Annotated in this window: 9 protein-coding genes; 4 read left to right on the top strand and 5 right to left on the bottom strand. The window is 73.3% G+C overall.

Translation table 11 applies throughout. The features are described 5' to 3' along the window. The coding region (locus ABZ887_RS47505; protein WP_361305286.1) for an FAD/NAD(P)-binding oxidoreductase at positions 1 to 839 on the top strand (839 nt) is incomplete at its 5' end. Positions 840 to 864: 25 nt separating this feature from the next. After that, positions 865 to 2085: a cytochrome P450 gene (locus ABZ887_RS47500; protein ID WP_361305284.1), complete on the top strand. Its 1221-nt coding sequence runs from the start codon at positions 865 to 867 to the stop codon at positions 2083 to 2085. Positions 2086 to 2127: 42 nt separating this feature from the next. On the opposite strand, the gene ABZ887_RS47495 is transcribed toward ABZ887_RS47500, so the two are convergent. From ABZ887_RS47495 to ABZ887_RS47475, 5 genes are all read right to left on the bottom strand, one after another. Then, the gene (locus tag ABZ887_RS47495) at positions 2128 to 3000 is read right to left on the bottom strand and encodes an alpha/beta hydrolase (protein ID WP_361305282.1); all 873 of its coding nucleotides are present in this window, start codon (positions 2998 to 3000) and stop codon (positions 2128 to 2130) included. 69 nt (positions 3001 to 3069) lie between these two features. After that, positions 3070 to 5877, bottom strand: a complete 2808-nt coding sequence (locus ABZ887_RS47490; RefSeq protein WP_361305280.1) for an AAA family ATPase — start codon at positions 5875 to 5877, stop codon at positions 3070 to 3072. A gap of 87 nt (positions 5878 to 5964) precedes the next feature. Beyond that, positions 5965 to 8679 (bottom strand): AAA family ATPase, encoded by a 2715-nt coding sequence (locus ABZ887_RS47485; protein WP_361305279.1) that lies wholly within the window; start codon positions 8677 to 8679, stop codon positions 5965 to 5967. A 170-nt stretch (positions 8680 to 8849) separates the two neighbouring features. After that, positions 8850 to 9701, bottom strand: a complete 852-nt coding sequence (locus ABZ887_RS47480) for an SDR family NAD(P)-dependent oxidoreductase (protein ID WP_361305277.1) — start codon at positions 9699 to 9701, stop codon at positions 8850 to 8852. Beyond that, entirely contained in the window at positions 9698 to 10510 is an 813-nt protein-coding gene (locus tag ABZ887_RS47475) for an alpha/beta hydrolase (RefSeq protein WP_361305275.1), read from the bottom strand. Before ABZ887_RS47475 ends, ABZ887_RS47480 begins: the two co-directional genes overlap by 4 nt. 214 nt (positions 10511 to 10724) lie before the next feature. Here ABZ887_RS47475 and ABZ887_RS47470 point away from each other — a divergent pair, with 214 nt between their 5' ends. Together ABZ887_RS47470 and ABZ887_RS47465 are read left to right on the top strand one after the other, a co-directional pair. Continuing rightward, on the top strand, positions 10725 to 11855 hold the full coding sequence (locus ABZ887_RS47470; protein ID WP_361305273.1) for a WD40 repeat domain-containing protein: 1131 nt from the start codon (positions 10725 to 10727) through the stop codon (positions 11853 to 11855). A 158-nt stretch (positions 11856 to 12013) separates the two neighbouring features. After that, the gene (locus tag ABZ887_RS47465) at positions 12014 to 15121 is read left to right on the top strand and encodes an FG-GAP-like repeat-containing protein (RefSeq protein ID WP_361305271.1); all 3108 of its coding nucleotides are present in this window, start codon (positions 12014 to 12016) and stop codon (positions 15119 to 15121) included. Positions 15122 to 15323 lie beyond the last annotated feature (202 nt).

The following is a 15323-nucleotide window of genomic DNA, read 5'->3' as shown; positions in this document are numbered from 1 at the left end:
CGCCGTACCCGCTGGTCGGGGCGCTCGGCGCGATGATCGGCGAGGTGGCGGCCGACATGCAGCGCGCCCACGGGGTCGACCTGCGGTGCGGGGTCAAGGTCACCTCGCTGGAGGGCGACGCACAGGGGCGGCTGCGCCGGGCCCACTTCGACGACGGCTCCACGATCGACGCCGACGTGGCGGTGGTCGCGCTCGGCGGCATCCGCAACACCGAGTGGCTGCAGGGCTCCGGACTGGCCGCGGGTGTCTGGGGCGTCGCCTGCGACACGGGCTGCCGTGCCATGGACCTCAACGGCCTGATCACCGACGACGTCTTCGTCGCCGGGGACGTGGCGCGCTGCCCGAACCCGGTCTACGAGTACCGGCTCATCTCGCTGGAGCACTGGGCCAACGCCGTGGAGCAGGCCGAGGTCGCGGCCCACAACATGGTCCACGGCCAGGCGGAGCGCTGGCCCCACCTGTCCATCCCGCGGTTCTGGTCGATCCAGTTCGGCGTCAACATCAAGTCCGTCGGCGTGCCGACCTTCGCCGACGAGGTGGTCGTCTCCCAGGGGTCGGTGTCCGACCACCGCTTCGTCGCCGCGTACGGCTACCAGGGCCGGGTCACCGCGGCGGTGACCTTCAACAACGCGAAGTGGCTGGACCACTACCGGCGGTTGATCGAGACGGCCGCGCCCTTCCCGCCGCCCTGCCCCACACCCGACCTGCCCGTCGACACCAAGCCGGTGCCCGTCGACTTCCCCGGCCCCACGCTGCTCGCCCAGGGCGCCACCGTGGTCGTCACCGGACACGACCCGGGCGAACGGCGCGTCACGGCCGCACACCAGCACCACCGGTAACCGGCAGGAGGGAAAGGCAAGCGAGATGACCACGACCGAGATGCCCGACACGCTGCACCGGATCCTCGACTACTCCTCCCGGTCCGACCCGTACCCGCTCTATGCCGAGCTGCGGAAGACGCCGGTGGCCCGGCAGGAGGACGGCAGTTACGTCATCAGCACGTACCGCGAGCTCGCGGACATCCTCCACAACCCGCACCTGAGTTCCGACGTCCGCAACCTGTCGCATCCGATGCCCTCGGCCGAGGCAGGGGGCACGCCGGCGTTCATCAACATGGACCCGCCCGAGCACGACCGCCTGCGGCGGATGGCGATGCGCCACTTCGGCCCCCCGCACACCCCGGGGCTGGTGACCGCCCTGGAACCCGACCTGACCGCCACCGTCGGCGGTCTGCTCGACGACTGCGCGGGCAAGGAGCGGATCGACATCGTCGACGACCTCGCCTACCCGTTCCCGGTGTCGGTGATCTGCCACCTGCTCGGTGTGCCGCGCGAGGACGAACCGAGGTTCCGGGTGTGGGTGAACGACCTCATCAACTCGATCGACTACGACCCGAGGACCGACCCGAAGGAGAAGCTCGAAAAGGGCGTGCGGGCCCGCAGGGACCTGCGCGAGTACCTCGGCGGGCTGGTGGAGCAGCGCCACGGCCACCCCGGCGACGACCTGCTGGCACAGCTGGCCAACGACGACGGGCCGGACGGGCGGATGACCGACGAGGAGATCATCAGCACCGCCAACCTGCTGCTGATCGCCGGCCACGAGACCACCGTCAACCTCATCACCAACGGCATGCTGACGCTGCTGCGCCACCCGCAGATCCTGGAACGGCTGCGCGGCGAACCGGACCTGGTGGTGCCGCTGGTCGAGGAACTGCTGCGGTACGAGCCGCCGGTGCACATCATTCCCTGGCGGGCCGCGTACAGCGACGTCACCGTCGGCGACACCGTCATCCCCAGGGGCTCGCAGGTCATGCTGATGCTGGCCTCGGGCAGCCGCGACCCGGACCGCTTCCACGACCCGGACCGTTTCGACCCCGACCGGCGCGACAACCAGCACCTCGGTTTCGGCAGCGGCATCCACCTGTGCTTCGGCGGCCCGCTGGCCCGGCGGGAGGCCCAGATCGCGCTGGGCGAGCTGGTGCGCCGACTCGACCACCCCACCCTGGTCGCCGACCCGCCCCCGTACCGGCGCAGCCCCGTGCTGCGCGGGCCGATCCATCTGAGCGTCGAGCAGAACGGCGGTTAGCCCCCGGCGCACGACGGCGGTCGGCGCCGGCGTGGCCGCCGTCTACTCCCGGCCGGCGAAGAAGTCGAGGTAGACGGCGGCGAGTTCGTCCGGCGCCTCCAGGGGGATGTTGTGGCCGGCGTTCTCGACGACCGTGCTGCGTACGTCCTTCGCGACCTGCGCCATCTGGTGTCCGGGTTCCGCGCCCAGGTAGGCGCGGCCGCCGACCGCCAGGACCGGGCAGGTCAGCGGGTCGGCGAACTGGGGCCGGTTCTGCTCCGCGTCGGTCCCGGAGGCCCGGTAGAGCTCGAAGACGGCGCGGTTGCCTCCGGGTTGTTCGAGGCCGCGTGTGTACTCGTCGGCGTCGGCATCGGTGTAGGCGCCGGGAACCGCCATGATCCGGCGCATGAAGTACGTCCAGAACTCCCGTTCACGGCCCGCGACGAGCAGCTCCGGGTAGTACGGCAGGGCGAACAGCGTGCGGTGCCAGCCGGTTCGCGGGTCGTCCGGCGGCAGGGCGCCCAGGTCCGGTACCGGCAGGCCGGGCAACCTGGTCTCCTGGTAGACGAGTTGCACCACCCGCGGCCGGTGGAAGGCCGCGACGGCGTAGGCGACGGCGGCGCCCCAGTCCTCGCCCACCACGCGGAACCGCTCGAAGCCCAGCGCGGTCATCACCCCGGCGACGTCGGCGGCGAGGGTCCGGGTGTCGTAGCCGGACGGCGGTCGCGCGGAGTCCCCGAAGCCGCGGAGGTCGAGCGCGACGACCGTGTGGTGCGGGGTGAGCAGCGGGACGACGTGGCGCCAGAAGAACATCGTCTTCGGGACGCCGTGCAGGAGCACGACCGGTTCGCCCGAGCCTGCCAGCGCGTAGTGGAGGTCCACGCCGTCCACGGTGTGCCGGCCGTGGCGCAGCCGGGCACCCGTGTGGTCGGTCATCGACTGCGCTCCGCCACCGCCCATCTCGGCTTCCTCCTGTTTCGGGGGAGGCCCAGACCATCACGCGCGTCAGCGGCTCGCACCGGGGTCGGACCCCGGTGCGCCGATCGTGCGGGGTATCTGCCTGCGGGAGGTGACGCCGAGCTTGCGGAACACCTTGTTCATGTGGAACTCGACGGTCGAGGTGGTGACGAACAACCGCGTCGCGATCTCCGCGTTGGTCAGCCCCGCGACGGCCATGGCGGCCACCTGCCATTCCCGCGGGGTGAGATCGAACCGGGTCTCCTCGGTCCGCCTGCGCGCCGTCTCGCCGGTGGCCAGCAGCTCGGTCCGGGCCCGCTCGGCGTACGGCACCGCACCGAACGCGTCGAAGCTCCGGTACGCGGCCCGCAACTGCGCCCGGGCGTCGGAACGCCGCTTGCGGCGGCGCAGCCACTCGCCGAACAGCAGCCGGGACCTGGCCTGTTCCAGAGCCAGCGGGACCTGCCCCAGCAGCTCGACCGACTCCTGGTAGAGCTTCTCGGCCTCGTCGCCGTCGGCCGTGAGCGCCCGGCCGAGGGCCAGGGCGCCGAGGGCCCAGGGCGTGCCGGCCAGCGGGGCGCGCTCCTCCAGCCGGGCCAGCGCCGCCGCGGTGGCGGCCCGGTCGCCGGCGCGCACGGCGGCCTCGACGAGCAGCGGGAGGGCGCGGTTGCCGCAGGAGAGGGGGTCGTCGTCGAAAACCGCCCGCGCGTGCTGCAGCGCCTGCCGGTAGTGGCCCTGCCCCAGCTCGAACAGGGTCAGCGCGTGCTGTGCCAGGAGCTGGTGCAGGCCGAGGCCGATGTCCCGCAGCTGCGCGGTCCGCCGCACCGCCGCCCGCAGTTCGGGCTCCCGGCCGGTCAGGGCGAACAGGTAGAGCCGGTTGATGTCTCCGCCGCCGGGGAAGCCGGTGTCGGCCGCGATGTCGTCGAACTCGGCGTAGCGGACCTCCGCCTGTGTGAACCGTCCGTCCCAGAGGTCGCAGGACGCCTCGACGAGCAGCGTGATGCTCAGCGCGTACAGGGCGCCGGCTTCGCGGTCCGCCGCCGCCAGGCGCTCGGTGAGTTCGCGCTCGGCCCCGACGTCCCACAGATCGTCGCAGGCCATGGAGAGCGCCAGCGCGAACGGGCTGTTCGCGTCCCCGAACCGGGCGCCGCCCCGCAGTCGTTCCAGCGCGGTACGGAGCAGGGGTGCGCCGTGCTCGTAGCCCTCGGCCACGCGCCGGGCCAGCCCCTCCATCACCAGGTCACGGCCGTGCACCGCGGTGTCCGGGGTGGGCCGCGCGGCGACGACGGCCTCCGCGACCTCGGTCAACGTCGTGCCGCGCGTGCAGTCGTGGGCGACCAGCGCGGCGTGCAGCGCCTCGCAGAGCAACTCCCAGGTCAGCCCGGGGTCCCGGGGGCCGAGCCTGGTCACGGCGTCCATCAGCGTCGCGGGGACGTCGGCGACGACGATGACCTGGAACATCTGTACGCTCGCCCGCAACCGCAGTTCGCGCGTGCGCATCACCGGGCCGCGGATGTCGGCGCCCGCCAGGTCCAGCGCGGTCCCCGCCGCCGACGCGTCGCCCGACATCAGGTGGGCCTGCGCCGCGTCCAGCAGCCGCTCGGCCCGCTTGTCCGGGTCGCCGGTGAAGTCGGCGGCGCGCGACAGGAACAGGGCCTGCTGGGAGTAGCCGCCGCGGGCGCGGGCCCGCTCGGAGGCGGCCTCCAGGTCGTCGGCGACCTCGTCGGCCACGCCCTCGGCGGCCTCGGCCCGGTGCCAGGCGCGGCGGTCGGCGTCCCGTACGGCGTCGCAGGCGGCGGCCAGTGCCGTGTGCACCCGGCGGCGCTCGCCGGGTGCGGCGCCGGCGTACACGGCCGAGCGGATCAGCGGATGCCGGAAGGCCGTCGGCATGCCCCGGCCGAGGACGCCCGCCGCGACCGCCGGTTCGACGGCGCGGACCGACAGGCCCAGCCTTCCCGCGGCCCGCCACATCAGCCCCGCGTCGTCCGAGGGGGCGGCCGCGAGCAGCAGCAACAGGGTGCGGGTCGCCGGCGGCAGGGCCCGGACGAGGTGCTGGAAATGGTCCTCCAGCAGCCGGCCCACCGGCAGCGGATCGGGCAACGGGGCGATACCGGTCAGCTGTTCGGCGGTCAGGGCGTCGGTCAGCTCCAGCAGGGCGAGCGGGTTGCCGCCGGTGCCCACGACGATCCGGTCGGCCACGGCCAGGTCCACCCGCCGGGTGCCGGAGGTGAGCAGGATCCTGGCCTCCGACTCGGGCAGACCGGACACGCGCTGTGTGTTCAGCGCGTCGAACAGGCCTCTGTCCCCGAGCCCTTCGCGGACGGCGACGATCAGGCCCAGGGAGTCGGCGTGCAGCCGGCGGGCGGCGAACGCGAGCGCCTCGGCCGACTCCCGGTCCAGCCACTGCCCGTCGTCCACCAGGAACAGCAGCGGCTCGTCGGCGGCGGCCGCGGACAGCAGGGTCAGCGTGGCGAGCCCGACCAGGTAGCGGTCCGCGGGCAGCCCCGACGCCAGGCCCAGGGCGGCGTCCAGCGCGGCCCGCTGCGGTTCGGGCAGCAGCGCCGCCCGGTCCAGGAACGGCCGGAGCAGCCGGTGCAGCGCGCCGAAGCCGAGACCGGTCTCCTGCTCGACCGCGGTCAGCCGGACCACGCGCAGTTCCGCGGCCCGGTCCGCGGCGTACTCCAGCAGCCGGGTCTTGCCGATGCCGGGTTCCCCGGTCAGGACCAGGACTCCGCTCAGGCCGTCGCGCACCGCGTCGAGCAGCCGTCCGACCGCCTCCCGTTCGGCGTGCCGGCCGACCAGGGCCGTGGGTCGCCCGGATGCCTGCGCCGCCGGCCGGCCGCCGTTCCAGGCCATGGGACCGCTCCCCCCACTCGTCGACAACCCCGCACAGGGAACGCTAGGAGCGCCGCCCGGGCGGCAGCGAGCGTCATGTGACGGTGGTCAGTGCAGTGTGCTGACCACCGTCCGCAGCTCGGCGCGGGAGACCACGCCCAGCTTGGGGAAGATCCGGTGGAGGTGCGAGCTGACGGTGCGGTGCGACAGGTAGAGCCGCTGGCCTATCTCACGGTTGGTCAGTCCCTCGGCGGCGAGCCGGACGATCTGCAGCTCGTGGGCGGTCAGCCGGTCACGGGCGTCCGGCGCCCGGCGGCGGCTGGTCTCGCCCGCGGCACGCAGCTCCCGGCGGGCCTTCTCCCCCCAGGGGATGGCGCCGAGCGCGTCGTACATGTCGCGGGCCGCCCGGAGGTGGTCGCGGGACTCGACGCTACGACGCCGGCGCCGCAGCCATTCGCCGTAGGCCAGGTGGGTCCGGGCCCGGATCAGCGGCCAGGCGCTGAGGTCGGCGCCCAGCGCGGCCGTGAAGAGCGGGTCGGCGTCCTCGTCGGCGGCCAGCAGGGCCCGGGCCAGCCGCAGGTCGGCGTGGAGCACCGGGGCGGGGGTCACGGCGGCGACCTCCTCCAGCTCCGCCACGATCGGGAGCACGGCGTCCGCCCGCCCGCAGTGCGTCGCCGCGTCGACGAGGTCGCCCACGGTGGTCAGCCGCAGGGCGACCTGGAAGGCGGGGTCCGCCGGGTCGTGCAGCCGGCGGAGATGTCCGAGGGCCTCCTCGAAACGTCCTGCGCCCAGCGCGGCCAGCCCGCGTGCCGTCGTCGCGGTGGCCAGCACCGGACGCGCCCCGACCGGAAGCCCGATCTCCTCCGCCTCCTCGGCCAGCCGCAGGGCGGCGTCCGCCTCGCCGCGCAGCGCGGCCAGCTTGGCCGCGGTGGCGGTCATCAGCCCGTACATCGTGGTCTGGCTGGTCTCGCGCGCCAGTCTCCGTGACTCCTCGGTCGCGGCGATCGCCGCACCGAGGTCGCCGGTCACCAGGGCGCTCCACGCGTCCGCGCCGACCGTACGGGCCAGCAGCCCGAGGCGTCCCTGGGCGCGCAGCGGCGCGCCGCCGGCCGCCGAGTACACCCGGGCCAGGTCGAAGCCGCCGGCGAGGAGCGCGGCGGTGCTGAGCATGCGGTAGGCGCGGCCGTCGTCGCCCTCCTTCGGCGTGACGTGCCGGGCCCGGTCCAGGACGTACCCGCCGCGGTCGACCGGCGCGGCGTAGGCGCAGACGGCCAGCCGCCACGGATCGAGTTCGTCCAGTCCCATCCGCTCCACGGCCAGCAGGACCCGGCGGCGGCCCTCCTCGCCCGGTTCGGACCAGAAGCACAACTGCGCGGCGCTCCACAGGATCCGCAGCGCCAGCGCCTGGTCCTCCGCGGCGATCTCCTCGGCGAGTGCCGTCAGGGAGACGGCGCCGGACGAGTGGCTGCGCAGTCCCTCGTCGAAGCTGCCGCGCAGCCAGACGACCGTGGCGTGCTGCCGCCGCGACAGCGGCCCGGTGAGCGCCTGGTCCAGCAGCCGGGTCACGGTCTCGGGGCGGCCCAGTTCGACGGCGAAGTCGGCCGCGCGCAGCAGCCGTTCGGCCCGGCGGTCGGTGTCCTCGCTGAGCGCGGCGGCCTGTTCGAGGGCCGTGACGGCCGCCGCGATGCCGCCGCGGCGGGCGGCCCGGTGCGCGGCGTCCTCCAACGCGGCGGCGACCGTCTCCTGCGGACGGTCGGTCGCCGCGGCCCGGTGCCGCAGCTGCCGGTCCGGGTCCGCGTCGAGCACGGCGGCGAGGGCGGTGTGCGCGGCGTGCCGGACCTCGGTGGGCATGGTCTGGTGGATCGCCGACCGCATCAGCGGATGCCCGAACCGCAGTTCGGTGCCGACGACCTGGACGAGCCGGGCGCGCACGGCCGGTTCGAGTTCCGCGGCTCCGGCCGTCGCACCGGTCAGCTCCCGGGTCGCGCGGTAGATCTCGGGGAGCGACGGGCTGTCGTCGAGGGCCGCGACCCGCAGCAGGCCGCGGGTGCTGTCGGGCAGGGTCTCCAGGCGGTCGGTGAAGGCCCGTTCGAGCCGCTCGGTGAGGGGCAGCCGGGAGATGTGCGGGTCGGCGGACGCGCCGAGGGTGCGCGACAGTTCGGTCAGGGCCAGGGGGTTCCCGGCCGCCTCGGCCAGGAGCCGGCGGTGCGCGGTGGGACGCAGGTCCGGGGCGCGGTCCGCCAGGAGCTCCGTGGCCTGGCCGTCCGTGAGCGGATCCAGGACCACGGAGGTGAGCTCGTCGGGGTTGAGCCGCGACCGGTAGCCGTCGCGGGCGGCCCCCACCATGACCACCGGCTCCGTGCCGATCCTGCGGGCCACGAAGGCGAGGACGCCGGCCGTGGCGTCGTCGAGCCACTGGACGTCGTCGGCGAGGACCAGCACCGGCGCGACCGCGGCCGCGTCGGCCAGGAGGTTGAGCACCGCCAGACCCACCAGGAAGACGTCGGGGACACCGGCCCCGGCGTGCCCGAGAGCGGTGTCCAGGGCCTGCCGGTGCGGCGCGGCGAGCTGGGCGGCCGCCGCGCCCAACGGGCGCAGGACGAGCTGCAGACCGGCATAGGGGATGTCGCTCTCGGCCTCGACACCGCTGGTGCTCAGCACCCGGTAGCCGAGCCCCTCGGCGAGCGCGGCGGTCTCGGTGAGCAGCGCGGTCTTCCCGATGCCGGGGGCTCCGCGGAACAGCACCGCGCTCCCGTGGCCGCGCGGCTCGGCCAGCAGCCGGCGCAGCAGATCCAGCTGATCGGACCGGCCGATGAGCTCCACGATCCCCCCATCGCCCGGGCCCCCGTGCTCGGGCTGCCTGGAAGATCAGGGTACTGCGCCGCGGCCGGCGATCCGAGGAGGAAACCAGGATGCAACGAACCGCTGTTCGAGACCGAGCCGGAGGTTCGTCGGAGGGCACGGGTCGGAAGGCATGCGCCGGAGGGCGCGTGTCAGAGGGCGTCGGTCATGCCTCCGTCGATCACGAAGTCCGCGCCGGTGGTGTTCCCCGAGCGCCGGCTCGCCAGGTGGAGCACGAGGCCGGCGACCTCGGCAGGGGTGCTGAACCGGCCGGTGACCGCCGCCCCGGCCGCGTTGCGCGCCACCTCGCCCGGATCGACGCCCAGCGACCGGCCGACGGTGTCGGCGACGCCGCCCGCACCCCGCCACAGCGCGGTCTCGACCGGCCCGGGACTCACCGTGTTGACGCGGACGCCCTGGGGACCGACCTGCTTGGACAGGGCCTTGCAGAAGTTCGTCAGCGCCGCCTTGGCGGCGCTGTAGTCGATGACCAGCGGATCGGGCAGGCGGGCGTTGACCGAGGAGACGGTGACGATCCGTCCGTCGCCGCTCGCGATCAGGTGCGGCAGCGCGGCCCGGGTGGCCCGCACCGCGGTCATGAAGTTGATCGTGAACGCCCAGTCCCAGTCGGCGTCGGAAACGGCCTGGAAGCCGTCCACCCGTGGCCGCACCGCGCCGACGTTGTTCACCAGCACGTCGACACCGCCGTACCCGGCGACCGCCTCCGCGACCAGCGCGGCCGGGGCGTCCGGCTCGGTCAGGTCCAGCTCCACGACGGTGAGTTCGGCACCGCCCTTGACCAGGGCGTCGAGGCCGTCCGTACGACTCCTCGAACCGGCGACGACGCGGGCGCCGGCGCCGAGCAGGGCCTCGACGACCGCCAGGCCGATCCCGCGCCCGGCCCCGGTGACCACGGCGCTCTGCCCCGCCAGACCTGGATCGAAGCCGCCGGGTCCGAAGCCGCCGGGTCCGGAGACCGCGGATCCGGAAGCGTCGGACGTCATACTGCCGCCCCCAGGTTCTGCCGGCCCAGCCAGGCCAGGACCGTCTCGGCGACCTCGTGCCAGCCGCTGTCGATGGTCAGGGAGTGCCCGCGGTCGGGGAAGTTGATGATGTCGGTGACGGCGTCGGAGTGCCGGTACTGCTTGAGGGTGGCGCGGGTGACGGTCTCGGGAACGGTGTGGTCCTTGCCGCCCGATATCAGCAGCAGCGGGCCCCGCCCGGAGTTCCCGGTGGCGACCTTCGCCGGGGAGTGCGGGTTGAAGTTGGCCGAAGCCGCCTCGTAGAGCGGCTTGCCCGGGGCGGGGATGGTCCAGCGTTCGTACAGCTCCGCGGACTCCTCCTCGGAGATCGCGTTGCCGAAGGCGAACCGGAACTGCTCCGAGGTCAGGGACACCGCACGGCGCTTGTTCGCGGGGTTCTTGAACACCGGGAGCGTGGCCCTGAGCGCGGACAGCGGCACCGGCAGGACGCCCTTGATCTGCGCGGCGTCGATCGCGACGGCCGCCGCGGCGCGGTCCTGGCCGAGCAGCTTCTGCGCGATCATCCCGCCGAACGAGTGTCCGATCAGGACGGGCGGCGCGGGCAGTTCGGCGATCAGCGCCGCGTAGTGCTCGACGACGTCGTCGATGCCGTGGTCGGCGATGCTCTCCGGGTTCGCCCGGGCATCGGCCACCGTGTCGGGGTCGCCCGGCCAGCCCGGGGCGGACGGGTCGTAGCCCTCCTGACGGAACAGGTCGGTCCACGGCTGCCAGGAGGCGCTGTGCAGCCACAGCCCGTGGATGAAGTAGACGGGGATCGGGGCGGCGGTCATGGCTCGGCCCTCCTGCGTGACGAGGTGTCGTTCCTGCGGCGCCTCACTCAACCCGGTTCCCGGCGCGCTCGAACCGTGGTGACACCCCAGTCCTTCACGGATGCCGTCGCTTCCCGGGCCGAGCGCGCGCGTCCGGGTCCCGTCGGCCGCTCGCCGGACAGCGGAAGTCGGTCGTCCGCCTTCCCCGGGATTCCGGATCGCGCGAGACTGCACCATGGCATTCCTGGGACGGCCGTCACCGCCTCCGTCGCGGGGGGCGGCCGCCACCCTCAGCGGGCACGGCAGAGCGGTGAACGCGGTGGCGTTCAGCCCGGACGGACGGCTGCTGGCGTCCGGAAGCAGCGACAGGACCGTGGTCCTCTGGGATGTCACGGACGTGTCCCACCCGATCCGGGCCGCCGCACTCACCAGCCATCGCAGAGCGGTCAACGCGGTGGCGTTCAGCCCGGACGGACGGCTGCTGGCGTCCGGAAGCACCGACTGGAGCGTGCTCCTCTGGGACGTCACGGACCGGGCGAACCCGACCCGGCCGGTACCCCTGGTCCATGAACGCCCCGGCTGGTTGTCCCGCGACGGCTGGCGGCAAGGCGGCGTCCACGCGGTGGGTTTCAGTCCGGACGGACGGTTCATCGCCTGCGCCAGCGACCGCAGAGTGGTCGTCTGGGACATCACCGACCCGGCACGGCCGAGCCCGGGCACCACTGTCACCCACCATCGGCATGCCTGGCGGTCGGGTCCCGTCAGGACGGTGATGTTCAGTCCGGACGGACGGTTACTGGCCACGGGCTCCGACGGCGACAAGGACACCGCGGTCCTGTGGGACGTCGGCGATCCGACGCATCCGGTCCGCACCGCCGTCGTCCGACCACAGGCCCGCGACTGGTTCAAGTCGCTGACCGCGGGCGGGGCGCCCGGCGTTCATTCGGTGGGCTTCAGCCCGGACGGGCGGCTGCTGGCCACCGCCAGCGGGGATCTCGGCGTCGTCTCCGGCACCTACGGGTCGTGGCGGCATGGAGCCGTCATGGTGTGGGACGTCACCGACCCGGCGCATCCCGTGCGGACGGACACCGGCACCCTTCCCCTGGCCGGCCTCGGGGGCACCATGCCCGGGGACACGGGGCAGATGTATGCGGTGGCGTTCAGCCCGGACGGCCGTTTGCTCGCCTCCGGATGCGAGAACGCGATCGTGACCCTGTGGGACGTCACCGACCCCACGCACCTGACCGCGACCGTCCACCTCACCGGCCATCGCAAGGCCGTGCAGGGTCTGGCGTTCAGCCCGGACGGACGGCTGCTCGCCGGCTGCGGCGCCGACACGACGGTGAGGCTGTGGGAGACGCGCTGACGGCATGCGCCGATTCCCGTGCTTCGAGAGCTTCGGGAGCCACGGCGGGACTCCGTCGTGTCGGGCGGTCCCTTGCCGCCATCGCCCCTCGGTAAGAATCAGGTAAGATCCGGCCACTTGTGCGAGGGCGGGGGCCCTCGCAGGGGAGGGAACTTCACGTGGGCAGACACGCCCTGAGACGGGGCGGTCTGGCCGCTGCCGTCTCCTCGCTCGCGGTCGCCGTCGTGGCCGCGTCCGTCGCCGTCCTGTCGGAGGGCGGCGGCTCCGCGGAAGCGGCCGAGACCGACACCACGGCGATCACACTGGTCGACCCCAGCTCGACCACACCACGCACCGACCGCCCGTACGTCGCGGGCGACACCGGCTTCCTGCACCGGCAGACCGGCAGGACCGGACTGCTGTGGACCGACTACACGACCGGCCGGACGGTGACCGTCGAGAACGCCGCCGGCGTCTACACCCCGCACACGGGCTGCACCAGCCTCGGTTCCGAGTGCCGTACGGCCTGGTACGGGTCGGACAGCGACCTGGTCGCCCTGCCGACGGCCCTGACCACCTCGTCCGTCACCCTCTGGGACCCGGCCACGGCCACGTCCAGGAGCGTGAGCTGGGCGAGTTCCAGCCACGGCTACTACCGGGGCCTGGCCGGCGACACGGTCGTCACCGGCTACTCCCTGATCGACAAGGTCGACGACGCGTGGCGCACCCGCAAGATGACCGGTGAGTGGACGAACATCCAGGACGACGAAGTCGTCGCCGCGGACTCCGACGGTGTGCTGTGGGAGCGGAGCGGGACCGTCGACTACATCGACATCGGGTCGGCCGTGAACGCCGTCGCCTTCACGGACGCCGCCGACGCCGACCACTATGTGATGAGCGGTGACCGTGTCGGCTGGTACGACACCAGCACCTTCACCCTGCACCTGAAGTCCCGCTCCGACCTCACCGCCGCCGACCAGGTCGTCACCCTGCCCGCGCACCCGGGCACCCTCGACGGCGACCCGGTCCTGGTCGGCGACTGGCTGCTGCTGCCGCTGTCCTCCAGCGCGCTCGGCTCCCAACTGCTCGCGGTCGATGTGGACGACCCCTCGGTGCAGCAGACCCTGCTGGCGAGCGCCGGCGCGTACACGCTCGCCGCGGGGGACGGCACCGCCCTGGTCACCGGCGGCACCGACGCCACCGACTGGTGGGTGCGCCGGGTGAGCCAGGCCGAGGACGGGACGCTCGAACTGGCGAAGGTCCAGCAGAGTCCGGCGGTGGAGAACGCCAAGACGGGCATCGCGCTCAGCCGCGGCAGCCTGCGGGTCGCCGAGGACGACCCGGACGCCACCGCGGACACCACGTCCGTGCGCACCCTCACCACCGACGGCTCCGCCACCCTGACGGCGTCCGAGGCCACGGCGAGCCGCTCGGTCTACGAGGCCCTCTGCCCGTACGAGGGCACCACGTGCTCGGCGCTGTGGGGGAACCTCGACGCCCAGGACGTCTTCCTCGACGCGAACGGCGGCACCGACGAGGGCGAGAGCATCGGCGACGACCGGCTGGTGGAGATCGGCGGCCACGACCTGGACTTCGGCGGCCAGGGCGGCCACATCGTCGACGTCTCCGACAACTACGCCGTCTTCGACTCCGGCGGCACCAACCCGGCCCAGTACGTCGGCGAGTTCGGCCAGGGCCAGAAACTGAAGCGGTCCGTGCGCGCCGCCGCCCTGAACGGCTCCACCCTGTGGAGCGCCACCAGCACCGCCGGTAAGCTCACCTCGTACAGCATCCCGCTGGCGAAGACGCTCACCACGGTGACCGTCCCGGGCCTGGCCTGCGTGCCGAGCGAACTCCAGGCGGCGGGCCGCTGGGTGTACTGGGCCTGCGGGGCGGACTCGGCGGGCGTGTACGACACCAGGGCCGGTACGGCGACGGCGGTCACCCCCGGCGACGTGCTGCTCGGTGACGGCTTCACCGTCCGACACGACCACGGCGCGGACACGCTCGTCCGCACCGAGGCGGCCACCGGCACCACCCGCACGATCGCCTCCGGCCTGGCCGACAAGGGCCTGACCGTGGACCGCCGTTACCGCTGGACGGTCGACGAGTACACCGGCCTGGTCGCCTGGTTCGACGACTACGAGCGCACCCACGTCACCACCACGGGCATCGCCCCGTCCGCCGTGACGGCCTTCGAGACGTCGGCCGGCGGCTATGTGGACCCGGGGACGCCCTTCGAGGGTGCCTGGGTGCTGTCCCGCCCGGTCACCTCCTGGTCGCTCACCCTCACCTCGGTCCAGAGCGGCGCGAACGGCAAGGCCACCCGCACGCTCACCGGCGGCGCGACCGCGGCCCGGGTGTCGGCGACCTGGAACGGCAGGACGGCGGGCGGCAGTTACTTCCCCAACGGTCGCTACACCTGGACCCTGAGGGCGACCGGCCTCGGCACCGCCACGCCGGACACGGTGACCAGCGGCGACGGCTTCCTGCAGCGCGGAGCCGCGGTGCGCCGCGACTTCGTCAGCCCGGACGGCCCGGACGGCCGCGGCGACCTGCTCACCCTGAACTCCTCGGGCGGGCTGACCTTCCACAGCGGCACCGGGACGGGCAAGTTCGGCGACAAGTACACCGGCACCGGCTGGCCCACGACCGTCACGGCGATCCCCTTCGGCGACCTCAGCGGCGACCGCTGCAACGACGTCCTCGTCCGCTACAGCAGCGGCGCGCTGCGGCTGTACAAGCCGGGCTGCGGGAAGCCGGTCAAGCCGTCGACGTCGTACACGACCCTCTCGACCAGCGGCTGGACGCAGTACAACGCACTCACCTCGCCCGGCGACGCGAGCGGTGACGGACGCCCGGACCTGATCGCGCGGAACGCGTCCACCGGAGCGGTCTACCTCTACAAGGGGACGAGCACCGGCAAGCTCTCCGCCCGCGTCAAGCTCTACGACAACTGGAAGGGCTACAAGAAGATCGTCGGGGTCGGTGACATCACCGGCGACGGCAAGCCCGACCTCCTGGCCCAGGACACCTCCAACAACGTCTACCGCTACAACGGCAAGGGCGACGGCACGTTCGCGGCCCGCGTCAAGGTGCTGTCGAACTGGGGCGGCTCGTACAACGCGGTCGTCGGGGTCGGTGACATCACGGACGACGGCAGGCCGGACCTGGTCTCCCGCGACACCAGCGGCAACCTGTGGCGCAACAACGGCGACGGAAAGGGCTCGTTCGGCGCGCGGGTGAAGATCGCGAGCGGCTGGAGCGGCTACAAGATCCTTTCGTAGGGGCCGGGTTCGGTTCGGCCCTCGCAAGGCGCCCGGAGACGTGATGTCTCCGGGCGCCTCTGTGCTTCCCGCGTCGCGGACTCACGGCCATACCGATACGAACAGGGCATGTCCATCGGCTTCCCGACATGGTCCAATCGGTCGTACGGCCGACAGCGAGTGGGGACGTATGGAACACGCCGACGACGGAGAGGGGCCGAGA

This window comes from Streptomyces sp. NPDC047061, assembly GCF_040643955.1.
Classification (GTDB): Bacteria; Actinomycetota; Actinomycetes; order Streptomycetales; family Streptomycetaceae; genus Streptomyces.
This window is presented reverse-complemented; position numbering and strand designations above follow the sequence as displayed.

What these genes read in the sequence shown, in the direction of transcription:
- ABZ887_RS47500 (WP_361305284.1), top strand. Translation starts at nt 865, where the DNA reads ATGACCACGACCGAGATGCCCGACACGCTGCACCGGATCCTCGACTAC.
- ABZ887_RS47495 (WP_361305282.1), bottom strand. Translation starts at nt 3,000, where the DNA reads ATGACCGACCACACGGGTGCCCGGCTGCGCCACGGCCGGCACACCGTG.
- ABZ887_RS47490 (WP_361305280.1), bottom strand. Translation starts at nt 5,877, where the DNA reads ATGGCCTGGAACGGCGGCCGGCCGGCGGCGCAGGCATCCGGGCGACCC.
- ABZ887_RS47470 (WP_361305273.1), top strand. Translation starts at nt 10,725, where the DNA reads ATGGCATTCCTGGGACGGCCGTCACCGCCTCCGTCGCGGGGGGCGGCC.
- ABZ887_RS47475 (WP_361305275.1), bottom strand. Translation starts at nt 10,510, where the DNA reads ATGACCGCCGCCCCGATCCCCGTCTACTTCATCCACGGGCTGTGGCTG.
- ABZ887_RS47480 (WP_361305277.1), bottom strand. Translation starts at nt 9,701, where the DNA reads ATGACGTCCGACGCTTCCGGATCCGCGGTCTCCGGACCCGGCGGCTTC.